The organism is Pseudomonas sp. IT-232MI5, assembly GCF_949767845.1.
Taxonomy (GTDB): Bacteria; Pseudomonadota; Gammaproteobacteria; order Pseudomonadales; family Pseudomonadaceae; genus Aquipseudomonas.
Genome location: NZ_CATKQE010000009.1, coordinates 77,961 through 96,681, shown reverse-complemented (window position 1 = coordinate 96,681; position 18,721 = coordinate 77,961). Strand labels below are relative to the sequence as shown.

The following is an 18,721-nucleotide window of genomic DNA, read 5'->3' as shown; positions in this document are numbered from 1 at the left end:
CAACCATGCGTTTTGCCGTTCTCGGCAGCGGTAGCCAAGGGAACGGCACGCTGATCGCCAGTGCTGATACGTACGTGCTGGTGGATTGTGGTTTTTCCCTGCGGGAAACCGAAAAACGCCTGTTGCGCCTGGGTGTAAACCCGGCGCAACTGAGCGCGATACTCGTAACCCACGAACATGCCGACCACGTGCATGGCGTGGGTTTGCTGTCTCGGCGCTACAATCTACCGGTCTACCTCAGTCGCGGCACACTGCGCGGGATGCGCAAACCGATTGAACCCGCGGGCTTTCTGGCCGGCGGCGAGCAACTGCAGATCGGCGCACTGAACATCGGGGTCATTGCCGTGGCCCATGATGCGCAGGAACCGACCCAGTATGTCTTCAGTGATCACGAGCAGCGGCGTTTCGGCCTGCTGACGGACCTGGGGTCCTACTGCGAGCGGGTGCTGGACGGTTATCGGGACCTCGATGCGTTGATGATCGAGTCCAACCATTGTCGTGACATGCTGGCCCGTGGTCATTACCCGTACTTTCTCAAGCAACGGGTGGGCGGCGAGCTGGGACATTTGAACAACCATCAGGCGGCATTCCTGGTGTCGGAGTTGGGCTGGCAAGGTCTGCAACACCTGGTTCTGGCCCACCTGAGCAGCAAGAACAACCTGCCGCAGCTGGCCCGGCAATGTTTTGTCGACACCCTCGGGTGCGACCCGGACTGGCTGCAACTGGCCGATCAAGATTCAGGGCTCGACTGGCGCCACATCGCCTAGCCCACCTACTTAGCAAGCGGAGCCCATCATGGAAAAACGTGAAGAACTCTACCGCGGCAAAGCCAAATCGGTTTACAAGACCGACGACGCTGACCGCTTGATCCTGCTGTTTCGCAACGACACCTCGGCGTTCGACGGCAAGCGCATCGAGCAGCTCGACCGCAAAGGCATGGTCAACAACAAGTTCAACGCCTTCATCATGCAGAAACTCGAAGCGGCCGGCGTACCGACCCAATTCGACAAACTGCTGGCCGACAACGAAGTCCTGGTGAAGAAGCTCGACATGATCCCGGTCGAGTGCGTCGTGCGCAACTACGCCGCCGGCAGCCTGGTCAAGCGTCTGGGTGTCGAAGAAGGCCTGAAGCTCAACCCTTACACCTTCGAACTGTTCCTGAAGGACGACGCCAAGGGCGACCCGTTCATCAACGAATCCCACGTTGTGGCATTCGGTTGGGGCACCGCCGAGCAACTGGTTCGCATGAAAGAACTGTCGCTCAAGGTCAACGAAGTCCTGACCAAGCTGTTCGACGACGCCGGCCTGCTGCTGGTCGACTTCAAGCTTGAATTCGGCGTGTTCAGCGACGGCTCCATCGTCCTCGGCGACGAGTTCAGCCCGGACGGCTGCCGTCTGTGGGACAAGGACACCAAGAAGAAGATGGACAAAGACCGCTTCCGCCAGGGCCTCGGTGATGTCATCGAAGCCTACGAAGAAGTCGCCAATCGTCTGGGTGTACCGCTTTAATCGACGCAAGCATCTGATAGCACGAAGAAATTTTCGAAAGAGGGTTTGCTTTCGGTAAAAGTGTTGTTATGATGCGCGCCGTTGGAGAGATGCCAGAGTGGCCGAATGGGACGGATTCGAAATCCGTTGTACCTTCACCGGTACCTAGGGTTCGAATCCCTATCTCTCCGCCATTATTGAACAAGACGAAGCCCCCGTAATCATTGCTGATTACGGGGGCTTTTTCGTTTTCGGGCTTTCGTTCAGGGCGTTTCCAGGGCAAAAGGAACCGTAAGGGCGCTTTGGGGTGTTGCGCGGTTCCCTACACTGCAGCCTGGCTCTGTTCGGCAATGAGCTACTGCTGCGCATCCCTGAGCTGCTTGAGCGGCTGCAAGGGGGCTCTGAGTCGGTCGCGTATATTGGGTGGCGTTCGAGCTGCGCTCGCTGGCAGATCGGGAGGGGGCGAGGTTATCGCTCGTAAGACAGTGGTGGCCCCAATGGGCTGGCAGATTGACTGGAGTTATGGGGCATCAGAGACATCGGCGAACGGGGGCTGATTGCACCCCGTCTGTGCCAAGCTTTTATTAATGTAATCCGTTTGCGCTCGCATTGATCATGTCAGTGCTGTCCTGGCCAAAGACGGCGTGCATTCAGCAATCTTTCCCGAGTGCATGAAGTTTCATATTGTCATCCTTGAATTCAGCCAGTTCAGCTCTGCCCGGGTCAATCATCCATCCATATCGACTAAAGCTGCGTGGTGCGCTCATTTTTCTCGTGGCGCAGGGACTTTAGAATGTACGGAGCAACGTATTGCGAGCCGTACATAGATAGGTGGTTTCTGTCGTTGTATAGAATTTTTCCGCCCTTCGCAGCGTAGCAACTGTCGGAATCGCAGAACAACGACGCTAAGTCGATTATTTTTACGTTGGTAAAGTCTTTTGCGACGCGTTGAACAATTTCGTTATAGGCGGAATTTACGCTGTCCTGATCGTAAACTTTTCTTGGGAATGAGCAGTCATCATTCTTTTCGGTAATTCGGAAAGGGCGTGTGACGCATGCCGACGGGTCAAACGGCAGGTTTGGATTGTCTAGCACCACCACAATATTTTTCTTGGCTTCAGATAGCATTTCGAAGGATCTCCTCATGCCTGATTCCAGAACTTTTCTGAAGTCCTTCTCGCCAGGGTCTCGAATGTCTACAGCGTCCTCCCAGGAGCATCTTGGGTTATGCGCAAGAAGTACGTTTACTACGCTGCTGTCTTTTGAGGCGTAATCATATGCCTCATTGATGAGACGGTATGCATTCGCGCGAACCTTCGCGGCGGCTTTGTCCTTTTGTGCGGTAGACGTATCGTAAAATGGCGCAGCACAACTGGCCGGAAAAACAGCTAAACCCTGGTCGGCCTTAGAGTAGGTGCTTAGACCTGCAAACAGGTGTGCTGCATGTGAGTCGCCTATGACTGCGCTGGTAATCAAGCCATCCTGAATCAGGCACGGATTATCAGTCATGGTGTTCCAGTCGGGAAATCTGGTTGCGCAGTTCGTCAGCGAAACTGCGGTATTTATCTCGATGGCTCGGGCTACTTCGTTTTTGGTCTCCAGCGGGGTAGCGGCTGGGTGTTTATAGGTTGCAAATCCGCCAATCGCGATAACTATCATCAACCCGACAAAAGCCGGGGTTTGGCGCGGCTGCTTTACTATTCCGGCGCGAAGCGGCTTCTCGATTAATGAATAAGTAATCCATGCTAGTAATATTGATGCTGCGACCGCCGCCGATCTTATCTCGATACTGGTTTCTTCACTTTGGACTATGCGGGCGAACGCAAGCAGAGGCCAGTGCCAGAGGTACAGCGGAAAGCTGATTAAACCTATGGCGACAGCCACCCGTGTTGAGAAAATTCTTCGGTTAATTACAGATGAAGGTCCTGCTGCTATTAGGAGTACCGACCCCAGCACAGGAAGTATTGCGCGCCAGCCGGGGAATTGATCGCTCGGCTTGAAGCTAAATAGTGCGAAGAATATGAATGCGAGCCCGGCAGCGCTGAGCGCGTCATTGAGTCTGGATTGCTGTCCTTCGAACTTCGACGCCCACCACGGCTGTAAGCAGGCCCAAGCCAGCAAGGTGCCTGCCAGCAGTTCCCATGCGCGGGTCGGCAGTAGGTAGAATGTGGCGTTTGGATCTACACCTATGAAGTAGAGATTCAAAATCAGTGATACTAATCCAATAGCCAAAATTAGCTTGATAGCGCTAAGTCTTACCTTCCAGGCCGCCCAAAGTATCATGGGGAAAAGCAGGTAGAATTGCTCTTCAATTGCGAGTGACCATAGATGCAGTAATGGTTTTAGTTCTGCTGCGGTGTCGAAATATCCACTCTCGTACCAGAATGCAAAATTTGCTACAAATCCTGCGCCTGCTGCGATGTGCTTGGAGAGTTCGGTCATCTCATTCGGTAACAAGACAAGCTTTCCAACAACCCAGCAGGTTATTAGCACCAGGGTCAGGGCTGGAAAGATTCGACGTATCCTTCTGGCGTAAAAATCTGAAAAACTGAAAGTACCTCGGTCAATGCTTTTAAGTAGTATGGTGCCGATTAAAAAGCCGGATATGACAAAGAATATATCAACGCCTACGAATCCCCCAGGCACCAGAGTCGGGAACGCGTGAAAAATCACAACAGAAATAACAGCCAGCGCGCGGAGGCCGTCTATGTCTCTTCTGTATTTTAAATTGGGGTTTGTCATTGACGTTGGCTCATTTTCTTGCTATTTGCAGGGTGAGGGCGGGAGGTCGCGATAGTGCCATTATTTCGTTGCCAAGGAAACTCCGGTCGAATTACCGCGACGAGCAGCAAAAGGAAAACAGCTTTGGCGTTTAGCGAAATCTGCTGCGAAAGGGAGATTTCGTCAGGGGGCTAACAAGGGCGGCGAATCCCTACCTCTTCGCCATTACACGGAAAAAGCCCCGTAGATGAAAAATCTATGGGGCTTTCTCATTTCGGCAGAAGCAACATCGCCTCCGCATCAGGCATTCACGACTGCGAATGCACCAGCTTCCGTTTGATCAAGTCATACACATCGCTATGCGTCGAGTTATGCAGCGCCTTTTCCTTGCATACCGATCTTAATAAGTTTTTTCACTTCTTCCCTGGCATGGGGACTAAGACTGCATCGACCCGCGCGGTTAAATCTCCTTAACCGGCGTCTCCCCCTGCACAGCCTTGATCAGTCCGATCACATGCAAACAATCCGCCTTGTTCACATAAGACTCGCCACTGGCGATGGTCTCGTGGTTACCCGCCCGCAATCTCCAGCGCCATTGCCCTTTGCCGGTGCTTGGGGTGCCTTTGGATTGCCTGTAAATCTCGAAATACATTCAGTTCGCTCCATGCGATTCATTGTGCGACAGCCTGTGTGGCGCATGGTCGCAAGCCTAGCGCAGACGGTTTTTTTGGCTATCGGACATTTGTTTCCAATCGTTGGCGGATGTTTCTGAAGAGCGCGGGCTAGAGCGCAGCAATAGGCCTGTGGATTGGCCAAAATGACGCCGTCTGATCCTTGCAACGTTGTCGACGCTGCTGCTTAATACGGAACGGCTCATGGCGTCGAATATTGTTCGGCGACCGACAATCACTATAAAAAGAGCACTCCTTTGACTGAGCACGGAACGCAGCAGGCCGGGCAGGTGACGTTATCGCTGGTGGTCCCCGTTTTTAACGAGGAGGACAGCCTCGACACGTTTTTGCGGCGCATCAATGAAGTCTTTCAGACGCAGACGTCAATCGATCTTGAACTGGTGTTCGTCAATGACGGCAGCACCGATACCACGCTCGAACGCCTGCTTGAGCATCAGCGTCAGGATGTGCGCCTGCGTATCGTCGACCTGAGCCGCAACTTCGGTAAAGAAGCGGCGCTGTCCGCCGGTTTGCAGATCGCGACCGGACAGATCGTGGTACCCATCGATGCCGATTTGCAGGACCCGCCGGAAGTCATTCTGCTGATGATCGAGCGCTGGCGAGAAGGCTTTGAAGTGGTGCTCGGTCACCGCATCAGCCGCCGCAGTGACACCTGGGCGAAGCAGACTTCCGCCCACTGGTTCTATCGCCTGCACAACAAAATTGCCGAACAGCCTTTACCCGAGAACGTCGGTGATTTTCGCTTGATGGATCGCTGCGTGGTCGATGCCTTGCTGACCTTGCCCGAATCCCGACGCTTCATGAAAGGCCTGTTCGCGTGGGTCGGCTTTCGCACCACCCACGTCGATTACGAGCGTCCGGAGCGGGTGGCGGGGCAGAGCAAGTTCAATGGTTGGCGGTTGTGGAATTTCGCGCTGGAGGGCATCACCAGTTTCAGCACCGAGCCATTGCGGGTCTGGACGTATGTCGGTGCGCTAGTGTCGCTGGTGTCGTTTGCCTTCGCCATTTTCATTGTCTTGCGCACATTGATCCACGGTGTCGACATGCCCGGTTATGCCTCGCTGATGGTGGCCGTGACCTTTCTCGGTGGGCTGCAATTGATCGGCATCGGAGTGCTCGGCGAGTACCTGGGCCGCACGTATATCGAATCCAAACGCCGGCCGGTTTTTCTGGTGCGTCGCGTCTACGACCCCAAGGACTGATACATGGATCTCAAGGAAACCGACATCCTCGGCGACGCCATCAACGAGCATTGGTATTACTGCTCGAAAGCCGCAGCCACCACACGGATGCTCGGTGAAGCACCGATCAAGCGAATCCTCGATGTCGGCGCCGGTTCGGGATTTTTCTCCCACCATTTGCTGACGCACACCGATGCACGCGAAGCGTGGTGCGTGGATATAAGTTATCCCGCCGACTCCAGCGCGACCACCGCCGGCAAACCGGTGCACTACCGTCGCGGGATCGAAACCATCGATGCCGATCTGGTGTTGTTGATGGACGTACTGGAGCATGTCGATGACGATCTCGGTTTGCTCAAGATGTACGTCGATAAAGTGCCCTCGGGCAGTCGATTCCTGATGACAGTGCCGGCGTTCCAGTTCTTGTGGAGCGGTCACGACGACTTTCTCGAGCACAAGCGCCGCTACACCCTGGCGCAGTTTGAAACACTGGCGCGTGACGCGGGTTTGACGGTGCAGCGCGGTGCCTATTATTTCGGCGCGGTGTTTCCGATTGCGGCGGCGTTGCGCTTGCTGCCGCAAGGCGCGCAAGCCCAGCCGCCGCGTTCGCAACTCAAGCGTCATCATCCGCTGGTGAACGGTGTCCTCAAGGCCTTGTGCCGCCTCGAACTGCCGTTGCTGGGCATGAACCGCTTGGCCGGGTTGAGCGTGTTCGTGCTGGCTCAAAAGCCGTGACCTCGGCGCAAAAATCAGCCTTGATCCAGCGTGGTGTGCGCTTTGCCGTGACCGGGCTGTTCGTCACCGCGCTGCATGCGCTGGTGGCGGTGCTGTTTATCAATTTCATCGCTGCACAACCGCCGCTAGCTAACGGCGTGGCGTTTGCGGTGGCGACGGTGGTGTCCTATGTGATCAACACCACCTGGAGTTTTTCTGCCCGTTTGCACGGCCGAACGCTGCTGCGCTTCCTGCTGGTATCTGTGGGGGGCTTTTTCCTGGCGATGTTCGTTGCCTGGGCTGCGCAGATTGCCGGGTTGCACTATCTGCTGGGTATTGTTGCGGTGGCACTGACGATTCCAGCGTTCACCTTTGTCTTGCACAATTTCTGGACGTATCGATGAAGGCTTCACCAAACCATCCGGTGCTCGGTCTTTTGCCGTTGTTGCTCGGCGTATTGGCGTTTTTCTGCGTGATCGGGCCGCAAGCGCTGGATCCGCAAAACATTGCCTGGCTGGAGCAGGGCGATCCGGCGACGCATTATCTGGGCTGGGCATATTTCCGGCACTCCCCCTGGACCTTTCCGCTCGGGCTTAACCCGTTCTATGGTCTGGAGTTGGGCAATTCGATTATTTTCTCCGACTCCAATCCGCTGCTGGCGTTGCTGTTCAAACCGTTCAATGCGTGGTTACCGGCGACCTTCCAGTACTTCGGCCTGTGGCTGCTGGCGTGTTTCGTCTTGCAAGCGTGGTTTGGCTGGAAACTGCTGGGGCTGATGACGGAGAATCCGCTGATTCGCTTGCTGGGCACAGGTTTATTGGTGTTTTCGCCGCCGATGTTCCTGCGCATGGGCGGGCACCTTTCCCTGTCCGGGCATTTCCTGATTCTGGCGGCGCTGTACCTGGCGTTATTACCGAACCCGTATCGACGTCGTCTGGCCTGGGGTGCGCTGTTGGCGGTCACCGCCATGGTGCATGCGTACCTGCTGGCGATGGTGGCGCTGATCTGGGTGGCGGATCTGCTCGGCAAGACCTTCAGCCAACAATTGACGCGGCGACAGGGTCTGCTCGAAGGCGTTTCGCTGTTTGCCGTGGTGAGTGTGTGTTGCTGGCAGGTCGGTTACTTCGCTATTGCTGATGGCGCGCAATCCGGCGGTTTCGGTTTGTACCGGATGAACCTGCTGTCGCCATTGGATCCGGCAGGTTGGTCGTTGATTTTGCCGGACCTGCCAAAAGCCAGCGGCGATTACGAAGGCTTCAACTATCCGGGCCTTGGTGTGCTGTTGCTGGTGCCGTTGGCGCTGATTGCCTGGCTGAGAAACCGCCAGCCGCTGAAGGATGAGCTTCGCGTTCGCCCTTGGCTAATGCTGGCGTTGATCGGTTTATCGTTGTTTGCGCTATCGAACCAGATCGGCGTCGGCGCACACACGTTCAGCTACCCGCTACCGAAAATCGCCATCAAACTGGCGAACGTTTTTCGCGCCTCGGGGCGGATGTTCTGGCCGGTGTTGTACGCGCTCATCCTGATGGTGATGTTCCTGCTGGTGCGCGGTTACCGGCCACGCATCGTCGTCGCGCTGCTGGCGCTGGCGTTGACGTTGCAGGTCGTCGACACGCGCAACGGCTGGATGGGCTTGCGCAACGGCAAGATGATGACGCCGTCCGCAGAATGGGCAACGCCGATGCGTGATCCGTTCTGGGCGAGTGCGGCGGCGCATTACCCGAATATCCGCAGTCTGATGCCGCAGAATCAGTCTGAGCGCTGGCAAATGATCGCCGATTTTGCCGCGACTCACGGCCTGAAAACCGACGCTGTTTATCTGGGACGCATGAGTTCCACTGCGCTTGAGCAGGCCCGGCAGAAAACGCAGCGCATGCTCGAATCAGGGCAATACGATGCCGACTCGTTGTACATCCTCGACGATACGGTGCTCGCCGATGCCGCCAAAAGCGTCAACAGTGAAACGGATCTGCTGACCCGAGTGGATGGTCTGGTGGTGCTCGCGCCGGGCTGGAAGCGTTGTTCGCAGTGTCTGAGCATGCCGGATGAAGGGCGGCGGATGTCACTACTGGCATTGATGCGTCCCGGTCAGACGCTGATCTTCAACTACTCCGCCCGGCAGTTGGTCAGCGGCTGGTCGACCGCGGAAAACTGGGGAACATGGTCGGCGGGGCAGCAGGCGCAACTCGACTTGCGGGTGACACCCGAGGCGCGCTCGATTGCGCTGGAGGTCATGGCATTCGTTTTGCCGCAACACCCGGCGCAGCGAGTGATCGTCAGTGTGAATGGCGAGCAGGTGCTGACTACGCGCCTGGTGCAACATCAGGGTAATCATTTGGAGATCCCGATCAGTCCTGCGATCCGTCAGCATTTAGCGGACGATGATCGCCTGACAATCGAGTTTCATTTGCCCGATGCCATCAGTCCGCAACAATTGGGCCTGAACGACGATTCCCGGGTCATGGGGCTTGGCTTGAAGCGCTTGACCGTGAACTGACGCACCGTGGCGATGGACGCCGGGGCTTCGGCCTTTCTACACTGCCGGTATTCCGGGGGGCAGGGGGCAATGGATGAACCGCAATGAACTTCGCAAGGCCGACATCAACCTGATGGTGGTGTTCGAGACCTTGATGCTCGAACGCAACGTGACCCGGGCGGCCGAGAAGCTGTTCCTTGGCCAGCCGACCATCAGCTCGGCGCTCAATCGTTTGCGCACGATGCTCAACGATCCGCTGTTTATCCGCGTCGGCCATCGCATGGAACCGACGGCCCGTGCCGAAGATATTTTCCGCCACCTCAAGCCGGCGCTGGATTCACTTTCGGTCGCGCTGAGTCTGACCCGCGATTTCGACCCGGCCGTCAGCACCATGACCTTCCGCATTGGCCTTTCCGATGACGTCGAGTTCGGCCTGCTGCCGCCGCTGTTGCGTGCGCTGCGCCAGGAAGCGCCGAACGTGGTGTTTGTGGTGCAACACGTTGATTACTGGCGCATCCCCGACCTGCTCGCGGCGGGTGATATCACGGTCGGCATCAGCCAGACCCGAGGTCTGCCGGCCAATGCCAAACGCAAATTGCTGCGGCACATCCAGCCGAGCATCCTGCGCGCCGACGCCAGCGATACGCCGCTGACGCTGGATGAATATTGCGCGCGGCCGCACGTGCTGGTTTCGCACACGGCCAACGTCAGTGGGTTTGCCGATGAGTGGCTGGCAGAGCTGGGGCGCACGCGTCAGGTGGTGCTGTCGGTGCCGCAATACAGTGCGTTGCCGGCGCTGCTGGCCGGCACCGACCTGATTGCCAGCCTGCCGGATTACACCGCCGCGGCCATGGCCACTTCGGGGCTGCTGTTCAAGGAACCCTTTCCGTTCAAGACGCCGACGCTGGATTTGTCGATGGTCTGGCTCAGCCATGTGGACAGCGATCCGGCCGAACGCTGGTTGCGTTCGCGGCTGGAGCAATTCATGAGCGAACGACCACTGACCCCATCCTGAGCCACAACACCGTGTAGGAGCTGCGGCACGCTGCGATCTTTTGATCTTCAAATCTCAAGATCAAAAGTTCGCAGCCTCGTTTCACTCGACAGCTCCTACAGGGATTGGTAATGAGCTGCATGTGCTATATGTACGACCTTTCTGCCAACTCACCGGGGATCTGCAATGCCACACCTGCACATGGAATACACCGCCAACCTGCCGCAGTTGAACGCCGACGTCGCGTTGATGCGGCTCAACAACACCCTGGTGGGCTCCGGTCAGTTCGCGGCGGAGTTCGATATCAAGAGCCGTGCGGTAAAAGTCGAGACCTTCAAGGTCGGTACCGCTATGGCCGAGCGCGCCTTCGTCTATGTGAAGCTGGCGCTGCTCAGCGGGCGTTCGCCGCAGATCAAGAAGCAGTTGTCAGAAAGCCTGTTGGCAGTCTTGCAGGACCTGTGCGAATGGCCGGCCGGTGTCGAGGTGCAGCTGTGCGTTGAGCTGGTCGACATGGATCGCGAGTCCTACAGCAAAACCGCGATTGGCGTGTAGGACTCAGGCCGCTTCGAGTTCGCTGCACACCTTGACCACCTGCTCACGCAACCACAGGTTGGCGCTGTCCTGATCAACGCTCTGGCTCCACTGCATGTCGAGGGTGAAGCCCGGCAAGCCGTTCGGTGCCTCACAGTGATTGAACACCGCTTCGTTGGTCAGCAAACGCTGGATACGGCGGGGCAGGGTGAGGATGAAGTCGGTGCCGGTGATCATTTTCAATGCCGCGCTGTAGCTGTTCGAGCGCGCGACGATCTGGCGTTTTTGCGCCTGCCGCGCGAGCCAGCCGTCGACCATGTTGGTGGTCGATGTCCACGGCGTCGGAAACACATGCCGACGTTCGGTAAAGGCCTGCAGGCTCAGGCGCGGTTCCAGTGGCGTGGCGCGTTTGTCGAAGACGCAGACCAGATCATCTTCCAGCAGCATCCGTGATTTCAGGTCAGTGTGATGGCGGTGGAAATTGGGACCAAAACTGATCACCAGATCAAGGCTGCCGTCGCGCAGTTCATCCGCCGGGACGTCGGTCTCGAACTTGTGCATGTTGACCATCACCGGTAAGTCATCGAAATCGAAACGTTTCAACAGGCGCGGCAGAATCAGTTGCTCGAAGTATTCCGGCGCGCAGATGTTGAAGGTGACGGCTTGCCGGGTCGGGTCGAACGTGGGGGCGCCGGCGTGGCACAGGTTGATGCTTTCGAGGATCTTCTGCACATGGCCATACATGGTGCTGGCCTTGTAGGTCGGACGCATGCCGGTGCGGGTGTTGATGAACAGTTCGTCTTCGAAACTGGTGCGCAGTTTTTTCAAACAGTAACTGACGGTGGACTGGCTGACGAACAGGGTTTCTGACACATCGGTAACGCTGCTTTGCTCATAAACAGCGATAAACACCATGAGATCCTGCATGTCGAGCTTTCGAAGCAAGTTACTGTTCAGCATCCGTTCTGTCTCGCTGTGCTCCTTGCGCTGAATCCGCGCAAACGTGTGCGAACGATCCTAACGGAACGATGGTGCCAGGACAAAGCCCTGTAGGACGTTTCACAGTCAGTTGTGGGACAGAAAGTTTTAGTAACACGACGTCGCCAATCAAACCGCTGAAAGATGGCCAGAAGCCTTTAGCTCGACGAGGGAAAGTGTCGGGCGTAATGCCTGGGATCGAAGCGCCACACCATCAACAGCATCACTCCCATCACAACGGTCAGCGACCACCAGGCCCACTCGAAACTCCCGAGCCAATCGCGGATCATTCCGGCCAGCAGCGGCGAAAGGCCGGCGATCAAGTAACCGATGCCCTGCACGAATGCGGTCAGCCCACCGGCACGTTGCGGGTTGTCGAGGTGATCGAGCGAGACGATCAGGCTCATCGGAAATAAACCGCCAATGCCCAGCCCTAACAGGCAGGGCCACAGCAGGCTGAGCTGTTGCGGGCTGAGGATCAGGCCGCAAAACCCGGCGATGATCAGCATCAGTAACGCCATCAGCATCACCCGCCGATCCCGGCTGCGATTGGCGATCGCGGGCACCACCAGGCCGGAAATCACCTCCATGGCCGTCAGAAAACCTAACAACAGCCCGGCGTCTTGTTCGCTCCAACCTTTTTCCACGTAGTACGGCGCGAGCCAGGCCAGCACGCAGGTATAGGACGCCGTCCCCAGACCAAAGAAGATGGCCAGTAACCAGGCGCGGGAATGGGCAAACAACGAATCTTTCCTGGTTGCCGCCATCACCGTGGATGACAGTTGGCTGCGTTGCGACCACCAGAACAGCAACGCGAGTAATGCCAGAATCGCCCAGATGGCCAAACCGCTGCGCCAGCTCCCGGTCTGCACCATCACCAGCGGTGCGAACGAGGCCGCAATGGCGGCGCCGCCCATGATCGACGTGACATACAAGCCCATGCACAGAGCGACGTTGTCGGCGAAGCGCGATTTGATCAGCGCCGGCATCAATGCCTGAATCAGCGCAACGCCGAGGCCGGCGAACACGGCGCTGACGATCAGTTCGGCTGCCGATTCGATAAACAGCCGCGACAGCGTCGCCAGGCCAATGATCAGCAGTGACAGGAAAACCGTCCGTTGCTCGCCCAGCCGCTGACTGATGCCAATGCCGAAAAACATCGCCAGCCCCATGGCCATCACCGGCAGCATGGTCAGCAGTGACGCGACGCTGAAACTCAGCGGGATGTCAGCGCGAATGGCCGACAGTAACGGGCCGACCGCCGCCATCGACGGACGCAGATTGAGGGCGACGAGCATGATCGCGAGCATCAGCCAGACAGCGGGGCGAGCAGTGGCGCGGACGTTTTCCATCATCAGACCTTTGAGCGGGGCCGACGATTAGGCGCGGAACCGTCTGCTTCGGGCAAACCAGAAAATCCACAGCCCTTTTTAAAAATCAAATACCGATCCCTGTAGGAGCTGTCGAGTGCAACGAGGCTGCGATCTTTTGATCTGGCTTTAAAGATCAAGATCAAAAGATCGCAGCCTGCGGCAGCTCCTACAGGGGCCGCATTGTTTACTGAATAAAAGCTGAACCATTCTCAAATACTTCGCAAGTTTAAGCGCATTGCCAAAAGCCAACTATTCGTTGGCGTCTTTTTCACAAAAAATTGATGCTTGCCTGCTTAAAGTTTCTCGTGCCTTAGTTAATGAAATTTTCACAATTGAAATTTCTTTCATGGACCGAGGCTCTTCTTTTCAGGAATCGCCCTTTCTATGTTGAAGTTAAAAGCCGTGCGCCCGGAATGGGTGACGTTGATTGCCAGTGCCTTTCTTTTAATCGGCTGCAATGTTGTCCTTTGGCAACACCTGTTCGAGATTACCGGCGCCGATGGCAAGGGCATCGCCATGCGCGTGGCGTTCGGGGTAATGATCCTCGCGGCATTCAACATTGTGCTGACGTTTCTGGCCTTTCGTCCGCTGCTCAAACCGCTGTTGACGCTGATATTCCTGGTCAGCGCCGGCGTGGCTTATTTCATGAGTCAATATGGCGTCATGATCGATGCCGGCATGTTTCGTAACTTTGCCGAAACCAATGCAACGGAAGTGCGAGATCTGCTCTCGTTAAAGTTGTTTGCTTATATTTTGTTGCTCGGTGTCTTGCCTTCATTTTTGTTGTGGAAGTTACCGATTAATTATCGTCGCTGGCACCGTGAGTTGCTCAGTAAAGTTATTGTCAGTGTCGCCTCGGCCGCGGTAATTGGCGGCGTAGCCCTGGCCAACTATCAGGGCTTGTCTTCATTGTTTCGCAACCATCACGAAATTCGCCTGATGTTGGTGCCCAGCAATTACATTGGCGCTTCGGCTGGTTACCTGCGTGAGCAAGTGGTTTCGGCGCAGCAACCGTTCGTCAAGATCGGCGAAGACGCCCAGCGTAATCCCGATCTGAACCTCCAGCCGCGCAAATCCCTGACCGTGCTGGTTGTGGGTGAGAGCGCCCGCGCGGAGAACTTCGGCATTCTTGGCTACAACCGCGATACAACGCCGCAACTCGATAAGGAAGCCGGGTTGATTGCCTTCACCGATGTACATTCCTGCGGCACGGAAACGGCTGTTTCGGTGCCGTGCATGTTCTCCAACATGGGTCGCAAGGATTACGACGCCAGCAAGGCGAAGAATGAAGAAGGTCTGCTCGACGTGCTCAAGCGTGCCGGTATCGACGTGATCTGGCGTGACAACCAGTCCGGCTGCAAAGGCACTTGCGATCGCGTCACCCTGCAAGATGTCAGCAACCTGAAAGACCCGGCGCTGTGCGCCAACAGCGAGTGCCGCGACGAAATCCTCCTGCAAGGCCTGCAGAGTTTTATCGATCATCTCGACAAGGACACCGTTCTGGTTCTGCATCAAATGGGCAGCCATGGCCCGGAATACTTCAAGCGTTATCCGAAGGAATACGAGCACTTCACCCCGGTATGTGAAAGTAACGCGCTGAATAACTGCAGCCGCGAAAGTATCGTCAACGGTTACGACAACACGCTGGTGTATACCGACCATGTGCTGTCGAGTCTGATCGATGTATTGCGCAGCAATCAGGACAAAGTCGATACCGCCATGTTGTACCTGTCGGACCACGGTGAGTCGCTTGGTGAATACAACCTGTTCCTGCACGGTACGCCTTACATGCTGGCGCCGGAGCAACAAAAGCATGTAGCGATGCTGGCGTGGTTCTCCGATAACTATCAGAAGGCTTATTCGGTCGACACCCATTGCCTGCAGATGAGCCGCGACAAACCGCTGAGCCAGGACAACCTGTTCCACTCGATGCTGGGTCTGCTGGAGGTCAAGAGCAAGGTCTATCAGCCGGATCTGGACATGTTTGCCGGTTGCCGTGGCGCGGTGATCGACGGCGTGCTCGCCAAGGAATGAGTCCAATCGGCTCCGTCGTGCTGACGCGTCGGGCCTGTCTGTTTCCACTGTCAGACTATTCTTGCTCTCTGGCAGGACATTTCGTTACAGCTCTTGCCCTTCACAGGCGCGTAAATCGCCGGTGGCGATATATACTGCGCGCCATTCTTCAAGGGAGAGCCGTGTGGCCATCGATATTCACTGGATTCGCGACAACGATAGCCTCGCGCAGTTTTGCGCCGAGTGGCAGCAGCTGCCGTTCGTTGCCCTCGACACCGAATTCATGCGGGTCGACACCTTCTACCCGATTGCCGGTCTGTTGCAGGTCGGCGACGGCAAACGCGCCTACCTGATCGATCCGCTGACCATCAACGCCTGGCAACCGCTGGCCGCGTTGCTGGAAAACCCGGCGGTGCTCAAAGTCCTGCATGCGTGCAGCGAAGACCTCGAAGTGCTGTTGCGCCTGACCGGCAGCCTGCCGGCGCCGATGTTCGACACACAACTGGCCGCGGCTTACCTGAACCTCGGTTTCTCGATGGGCTATTCGCGGCTGGTGCAGGAAGTGCTCGGCATCGAACTGCCGAAGGGCGAGACTCGCTCCGATTGGTTGCAGCGTCCGTTGTCCGACACGCAAATCAGCTACGCCGCCGAAGACGCCGTGCACTTGGCGGAGGTTTTCGTACAGCTGCGGCCGAAACTGTCTGACGACAAATTCGCCTGGGTGCTGGAGGACGGTGCCGAACTGGTCGCCAACCTGCGCCGCGAAACCGATCCTTACGAGGTTTATCGCGAGGCCAAACTGGCGTGGAAACTCTCGCGTGCGCAACTGGCCGTACTGCGTGAACTGTGCGCCTGGCGGGAAACCGAAGCCCGCGCCCGCGATCTGCCGCGCAACCGCATTGTCCGCGAGCATTCGCTGTGGCCGCTGGCCCGCACGCAACCGGACAACCTCGCCGCCCTGGGCAAGATCGAAGACATGCACCCGCGTACCGTGCGTCAGGACGGCCAATTTCTGCTTGATCTGATCAAGCGCTCTGGCAGTGTGGGGCCTGATCAATGGCCGCCGGCCGTAGCGGAGCCATTGCCGATCGAAGCCGCTGCGTTGATCAAACAACTGCGCGCATTGGGTCAGGCGGAGGCCGAGCGTCTGGGCATTGCCCCGGAACTGATGCTGCGCAAGAAAACCCTCGAAGCCCTGGTCAAAAGCGGTTATCCCGAGGGTCCTTACCAATTGCCTGAGTCGTTGCGTGGCTGGCGCCGCGAACTCATGGGTCAGAAGCTGCTCGACAGCCTGGCCACCGCCGGAGAACAGCCTTGAAACGTATTTGTTCCATCTACCAAAGCTCCAAGCGCAGCGGCATGTACCTTTACGTGCTCAAGAGCGATGCGCTTGAGCGTGTGCCGGAAGCGCTGATGCTGGCGTTCGGCAAGCCGAAGCATTCCTTCGATCTGGTGCTGTCGCCCGAGCGCAAACTGGCCAGCGAAGACATCGTCGTGGTCCTGGAGAACCTCGACAAGCAGGGCTACCACCTGCAAATGCCGCCGGCCGAGGATGAGTACATCGAGCACTTGCCCGAAGAGTTGTTGCGACGCAACGACCCGGTCTGATCTGCGAGGCTCTGTTCTGAGTCTCGGTTTACCCTGGAACTGTTTTTACCGCGATGGCCGCCCGAATCCGGCGGCCGTTTGCACGGTTTGCGAAAGGTTTGAAGATGCGCGTTCTGATTGCTGAACACGACCACGCGATATACGCCCGGCTGCTGCGTCAGGCAGCGCCCGAGCTTGAAGTACTGACCAGCGGCGACTCCGCCGAGCTGGCCCGGCAGGCGGCCGATTGCCCGGTGTGGCTTGGGCAACCGGATCTATTGGCGACCCTGCTGCGCCAAGGGCACCAGCCACAGTGGCTGCAATCGACCTGGGCCGGCATTACGCCGTTACTCGCGGACGGTTTGCGCCGTGATTACCGCTTGACCCGTGCAGTGGGGATTTTCGGTCAGGTGATGGCCGAGTACGTGCTGACCTATATCCTCGGCCATGAGCGCGAAGTGCTGGCGCGCCTGGTCAGCCAGGTCGAACGCAAGTGGGACAATCGCAGCGGCCAGAGCCTGGTCGGACGCAAAGTGCTGATCGTCGGCACCGGTGACATCGGCCAGAGCGTGGCGCAGTTCCTGCTGCCGTTCGGCATCGAGTTATACGGCATCGCCAGCACTGCCCGCGAGCAAGCGCCGTTTGTCGAAGTCGGTTCGATGGCCGATCTGCCACGGCTGGTGGGCGAGGTGGATTACGTGGTCAATCTGCTGCCGAACACCGAGCACACCCACGACATCTACGATGCGGCGCTGTTCAAGCAATTCAAACCGACCGGGTTGTTTATCAATGCCGGGCGCGGGGTCGCGGTGGTCGATGCCGATCTGGTGGAAGCGTTGAAGGAAGGGCATCTGGCGGGGGCGGTGATCGACGTTTGCCGTCAGGAGCCACTGCCGCAACGGCATCCGTTCTGGACGGCGTGGGGCTTGCTGCTGACCGGGCACAGCTCGGCACCGACTTCGCCGGCGTTGATGGTGCAGCTGTTTGTCGAGAACCTGAAGGCGTATCAGGCGGGTGAGGCGTTGCGCGGGGAAGTGGATTTCAACCGCGGCTACTGATCTCCTTGCTTCAGATCGTTCCCACGCTCCGCGTGGGAATGCAGCCGGGGACGCTCTGCGTCCCATTGGAACGCGGAGCGTCCCTTGAGTCGTTCCCACGCGGAGCGTGGGAACGATCATTTGCGCTGTGGCTTAGAGGGTGAAGTCGCCTTCCGCCGCCAGTTCGCTCAGCGGGCGACGCGGGCTCGGCTCTTCACGGGCCTGCAGGTATTCAGCCAGCGTTGCCTTGTCACCGAGTTTGCCAACGGCCACCGCCGCGTGCAGTGCATAACCTTCAGGTATGTTCAGCTCCTTGCGCGTCAGCTCCTGATCGAACCCGGCCATGCCGTGGGTGTGCCAGCCGCTGAGGCTCGCTTGCAGCGCCAGATGACCCCACGCCGAACCGGTGTCGAAGGTGTGCCACAACGCTGGAGTTTCTTCGCTGGCGCCCGGTGCAGTGAACGTGGTTTTCGAAATCACGATCACCAGCGCCGACGCATGCTGCGCCCAGCTACGGTTGAACTCATTCAACAGGCCCAGATAACGCTCCCAGTTTGGCGTATCGCGACGCGCGTACAGAAAGCGCCAAGGTTGCGAGTTGTACGCCGAGGGCGCCCAGCGTGCCGCTTCGAAGAAGCTCAGCAGGGTTTCTTCTGGAATCGCTTCGCCGGTAAAGGCGCGCGGCGACCAGCGGTCGGTGAATTGTGGGTGAATGGCGTAATCGGCAACGCGAGGGTTGGCACTCATCGAGAGATTCCTTGCTACGTTTGAGTCAGGGATTTGAATGAAAATCCGGCGGGATCAGTTGCGCTGAACGATGGGGTTTTCCGAGCCTGAGGGTTCACCACAATGCAACGCGGTCGAGCGTTAATGGCTTGCGGGCAAGGCTCCTTGCGACTGGCAAAGCTACGCGCCGCCACAAAAACTGACAAGTCC

The 18,721-nt window shown here is 57.5% G+C and carries 17 protein-coding genes and 1 tRNA gene; 13 read left to right on the top strand and 5 right to left on the bottom strand.

Features of this window, described 5'->3' with window-relative positions; genetic code table 11:
* Positions 1-5 precede the first annotated feature (5 nt).
* The 3 genes from ACM6JQ_RS08245 to ACM6JQ_RS08235 all read left to right on the top strand — a co-directional run bounded on the left by ACM6JQ_RS08245 (position 6) and on the right by ACM6JQ_RS08235 (position 1,682).
* On the top strand, positions 6-767 hold the full coding sequence (locus ACM6JQ_RS08245; RefSeq protein ID WP_007911390.1) for an MBL fold metallo-hydrolase: 762 nt from the start codon (positions 6-8) through the stop codon (positions 765-767).
* A gap of 28 nt (positions 768-795) precedes the next feature.
* The gene (gene purC, locus ACM6JQ_RS08240; RefSeq protein WP_007911389.1) at positions 796-1,509 is read left to right on the top strand and encodes a phosphoribosylaminoimidazolesuccinocarboxamide synthase; all 714 of its coding nucleotides are present in this window, start codon (positions 796-798) and stop codon (positions 1,507-1,509) included.
* Positions 1,510-1,592: 83 nt separating this feature from the next.
* A tRNA-Ser gene (locus ACM6JQ_RS08235) sits at positions 1,593-1,682 on the top strand.
* A gap of 550 nt (positions 1,683-2,232) precedes the next feature.
* On the opposite strand, the gene ACM6JQ_RS08230 is transcribed toward ACM6JQ_RS08235, so the two are convergent.
* Both ACM6JQ_RS08230 and ACM6JQ_RS08225 read right to left on the bottom strand, forming a co-directional pair.
* Positions 2,233-4,230 (bottom strand): acyltransferase family protein, encoded by a 1,998-nt coding sequence (locus tag ACM6JQ_RS08230; protein ID WP_414893543.1) that lies wholly within the window; start codon positions 4,228-4,230, stop codon positions 2,233-2,235.
* A gap of 439 nt (positions 4,231-4,669) precedes the next feature.
* A complete protein-coding gene (locus ACM6JQ_RS08225) occupies positions 4,670-4,861 on the bottom strand; it encodes a YegP family protein (protein ID WP_007911387.1) in 192 nt (63 codons plus the stop codon).
* Between the two features lie 276 nt (positions 4,862-5,137).
* Between ACM6JQ_RS08225 and ACM6JQ_RS08220 the strand changes: the two genes are divergently transcribed.
* From ACM6JQ_RS08220 to ACM6JQ_RS08195, 6 genes are all read left to right on the top strand, one after another.
* Positions 5,138-6,103, top strand: a complete 966-nt coding sequence (locus ACM6JQ_RS08220) for a glycosyltransferase family 2 protein (protein WP_007911386.1) — start codon at positions 5,138-5,140, stop codon at positions 6,101-6,103.
* 3 nt (positions 6,104-6,106) lie between these two features.
* Complete coding sequence (locus tag ACM6JQ_RS08215; RefSeq protein WP_414893542.1) at positions 6,107-6,817, top strand: class I SAM-dependent methyltransferase; 711 nt, start codon at positions 6,107-6,109, stop codon at positions 6,815-6,817.
* A complete protein-coding gene (locus ACM6JQ_RS08210; RefSeq protein WP_095113770.1) occupies positions 6,814-7,200 on the top strand; it encodes a GtrA family protein in 387 nt (128 codons plus the stop codon). The genes ACM6JQ_RS08215 and ACM6JQ_RS08210 overlap by 4 nt, the downstream gene beginning before the upstream one ends.
* Positions 7,197-9,293 carry a DUF6311 domain-containing protein gene (locus ACM6JQ_RS08205; RefSeq protein WP_414893541.1) on the top strand — a complete coding sequence of 699 codons (2,097 nt, stop codon included), beginning with the start codon at positions 7,197-7,199 and terminating at the stop codon, positions 9,291-9,293. Before ACM6JQ_RS08210 ends, ACM6JQ_RS08205 begins: the two co-directional genes overlap by 4 nt.
* Before the next feature lie 73 nt (positions 9,294-9,366).
* Entirely contained in the window at positions 9,367-10,287 is a 921-nt protein-coding gene (locus tag ACM6JQ_RS08200) for a LysR substrate-binding domain-containing protein (protein WP_007911372.1), read from the top strand.
* Between the two features lie 165 nt (positions 10,288-10,452).
* Positions 10,453-10,818 (top strand): 5-carboxymethyl-2-hydroxymuconate Delta-isomerase, encoded by a 366-nt coding sequence (locus tag ACM6JQ_RS08195; protein WP_093438263.1) that lies wholly within the window; start codon positions 10,453-10,455, stop codon positions 10,816-10,818.
* Positions 10,819-10,821: 3 nt separating this feature from the next.
* Here the strand turns inward: ACM6JQ_RS08195 and ACM6JQ_RS08190 are convergent, their stop codons facing one another.
* Both ACM6JQ_RS08190 and ACM6JQ_RS08185 read right to left on the bottom strand, forming a co-directional pair.
* Positions 10,822-11,757: a LysR family transcriptional regulator gene (locus tag ACM6JQ_RS08190; protein ID WP_007911368.1), complete on the bottom strand. Its 936-nt coding sequence runs from the start codon at positions 11,755-11,757 to the stop codon at positions 10,822-10,824.
* A gap of 176 nt (positions 11,758-11,933) precedes the next feature.
* On the bottom strand, positions 11,934-13,127 hold the full coding sequence (locus ACM6JQ_RS08185; RefSeq protein ID WP_414893540.1) for a cyanate transporter: 1,194 nt from the start codon (positions 13,125-13,127) through the stop codon (positions 11,934-11,936).
* Positions 13,128-13,532: 405 nt separating this feature from the next.
* On the opposite strand from ACM6JQ_RS08185, the gene ACM6JQ_RS08180 reads away from it, so the two are divergent.
* From ACM6JQ_RS08180 to ACM6JQ_RS08165, 4 genes are all read left to right on the top strand, one after another.
* A complete protein-coding gene (locus ACM6JQ_RS08180) occupies positions 13,533-15,182 on the top strand; it encodes a phosphoethanolamine transferase (protein WP_414893539.1) in 1,650 nt (549 codons plus the stop codon).
* A gap of 163 nt (positions 15,183-15,345) precedes the next feature.
* Positions 15,346-16,479, top strand: a complete 1,134-nt coding sequence (gene rnd / locus ACM6JQ_RS08175) for a ribonuclease D (RefSeq protein WP_414893538.1) — start codon at positions 15,346-15,348, stop codon at positions 16,477-16,479.
* Positions 16,476-16,769, top strand: coding sequence for a YcgL domain-containing protein (locus tag ACM6JQ_RS08170; RefSeq protein ID WP_007911350.1), 294 nt, complete (start codon positions 16,476-16,478; stop codon positions 16,767-16,769). The genes rnd and ACM6JQ_RS08170 overlap by 4 nt, the downstream gene beginning before the upstream one ends.
* 104 nt (positions 16,770-16,873) lie before the next feature.
* Positions 16,874-17,806, top strand: a complete 933-nt coding sequence (locus ACM6JQ_RS08165; RefSeq protein ID WP_007911347.1) for a D-2-hydroxyacid dehydrogenase — start codon at positions 16,874-16,876, stop codon at positions 17,804-17,806.
* A gap of 132 nt (positions 17,807-17,938) precedes the next feature.
* Here the strand turns inward: ACM6JQ_RS08165 and ACM6JQ_RS08160 are convergent, their stop codons facing one another.
* The gene (locus ACM6JQ_RS08160) at positions 17,939-18,532 is read right to left on the bottom strand and encodes a nitroreductase family protein (protein WP_007911345.1); all 594 of its coding nucleotides are present in this window, start codon (positions 18,530-18,532) and stop codon (positions 17,939-17,941) included.
* Between the last annotated feature and the right edge of the window lie 189 nt (positions 18,533-18,721).

Coding starts and splice junctions, on each gene's coding strand:
- ACM6JQ_RS08245 (WP_007911390.1), top strand. CDS start 6: ATGCGTTTTGCCGTTCTCGGCAGCGGTAGCCAAGGGAACGGCACGCTG.
- purC (WP_007911389.1), top strand. CDS start 796: ATGGAAAAACGTGAAGAACTCTACCGCGGCAAAGCCAAATCGGTTTAC.
- ACM6JQ_RS08230 (WP_414893543.1), bottom strand. CDS start 4,230: ATGACAAACCCCAATTTAAAATACAGAAGAGACATAGACGGCCTCCGC.
- ACM6JQ_RS08225 (WP_007911387.1), bottom strand. CDS start 4,861: ATGTATTTCGAGATTTACAGGCAATCCAAAGGCACCCCAAGCACCGGC.
- ACM6JQ_RS08215 (WP_414893542.1), top strand. CDS start 6,107: ATGGATCTCAAGGAAACCGACATCCTCGGCGACGCCATCAACGAGCAT.
- ACM6JQ_RS08205 (WP_414893541.1), top strand. CDS start 7,197: ATGAAGGCTTCACCAAACCATCCGGTGCTCGGTCTTTTGCCGTTGTTG.
- ACM6JQ_RS08200 (WP_007911372.1), top strand. CDS start 9,367: ATGAACCGCAATGAACTTCGCAAGGCCGACATCAACCTGATGGTGGTG.
- ACM6JQ_RS08195 (WP_093438263.1), top strand. CDS start 10,453: ATGCCACACCTGCACATGGAATACACCGCCAACCTGCCGCAGTTGAAC.
- ACM6JQ_RS08190 (WP_007911368.1), bottom strand. CDS start 11,757: ATGCTGAACAGTAACTTGCTTCGAAAGCTCGACATGCAGGATCTCATG.
- ACM6JQ_RS08185 (WP_414893540.1), bottom strand. CDS start 13,127: ATGGAAAACGTCCGCGCCACTGCTCGCCCCGCTGTCTGGCTGATGCTC.
- ACM6JQ_RS08180 (WP_414893539.1), top strand. CDS start 13,533: ATGTTGAAGTTAAAAGCCGTGCGCCCGGAATGGGTGACGTTGATTGCC.
- ACM6JQ_RS08165 (WP_007911347.1), top strand. CDS start 16,874: ATGCGCGTTCTGATTGCTGAACACGACCACGCGATATACGCCCGGCTG.
- ACM6JQ_RS08160 (WP_007911345.1), bottom strand. CDS start 18,532: ATGAGTGCCAACCCTCGCGTTGCCGATTACGCCATTCACCCACAATTC.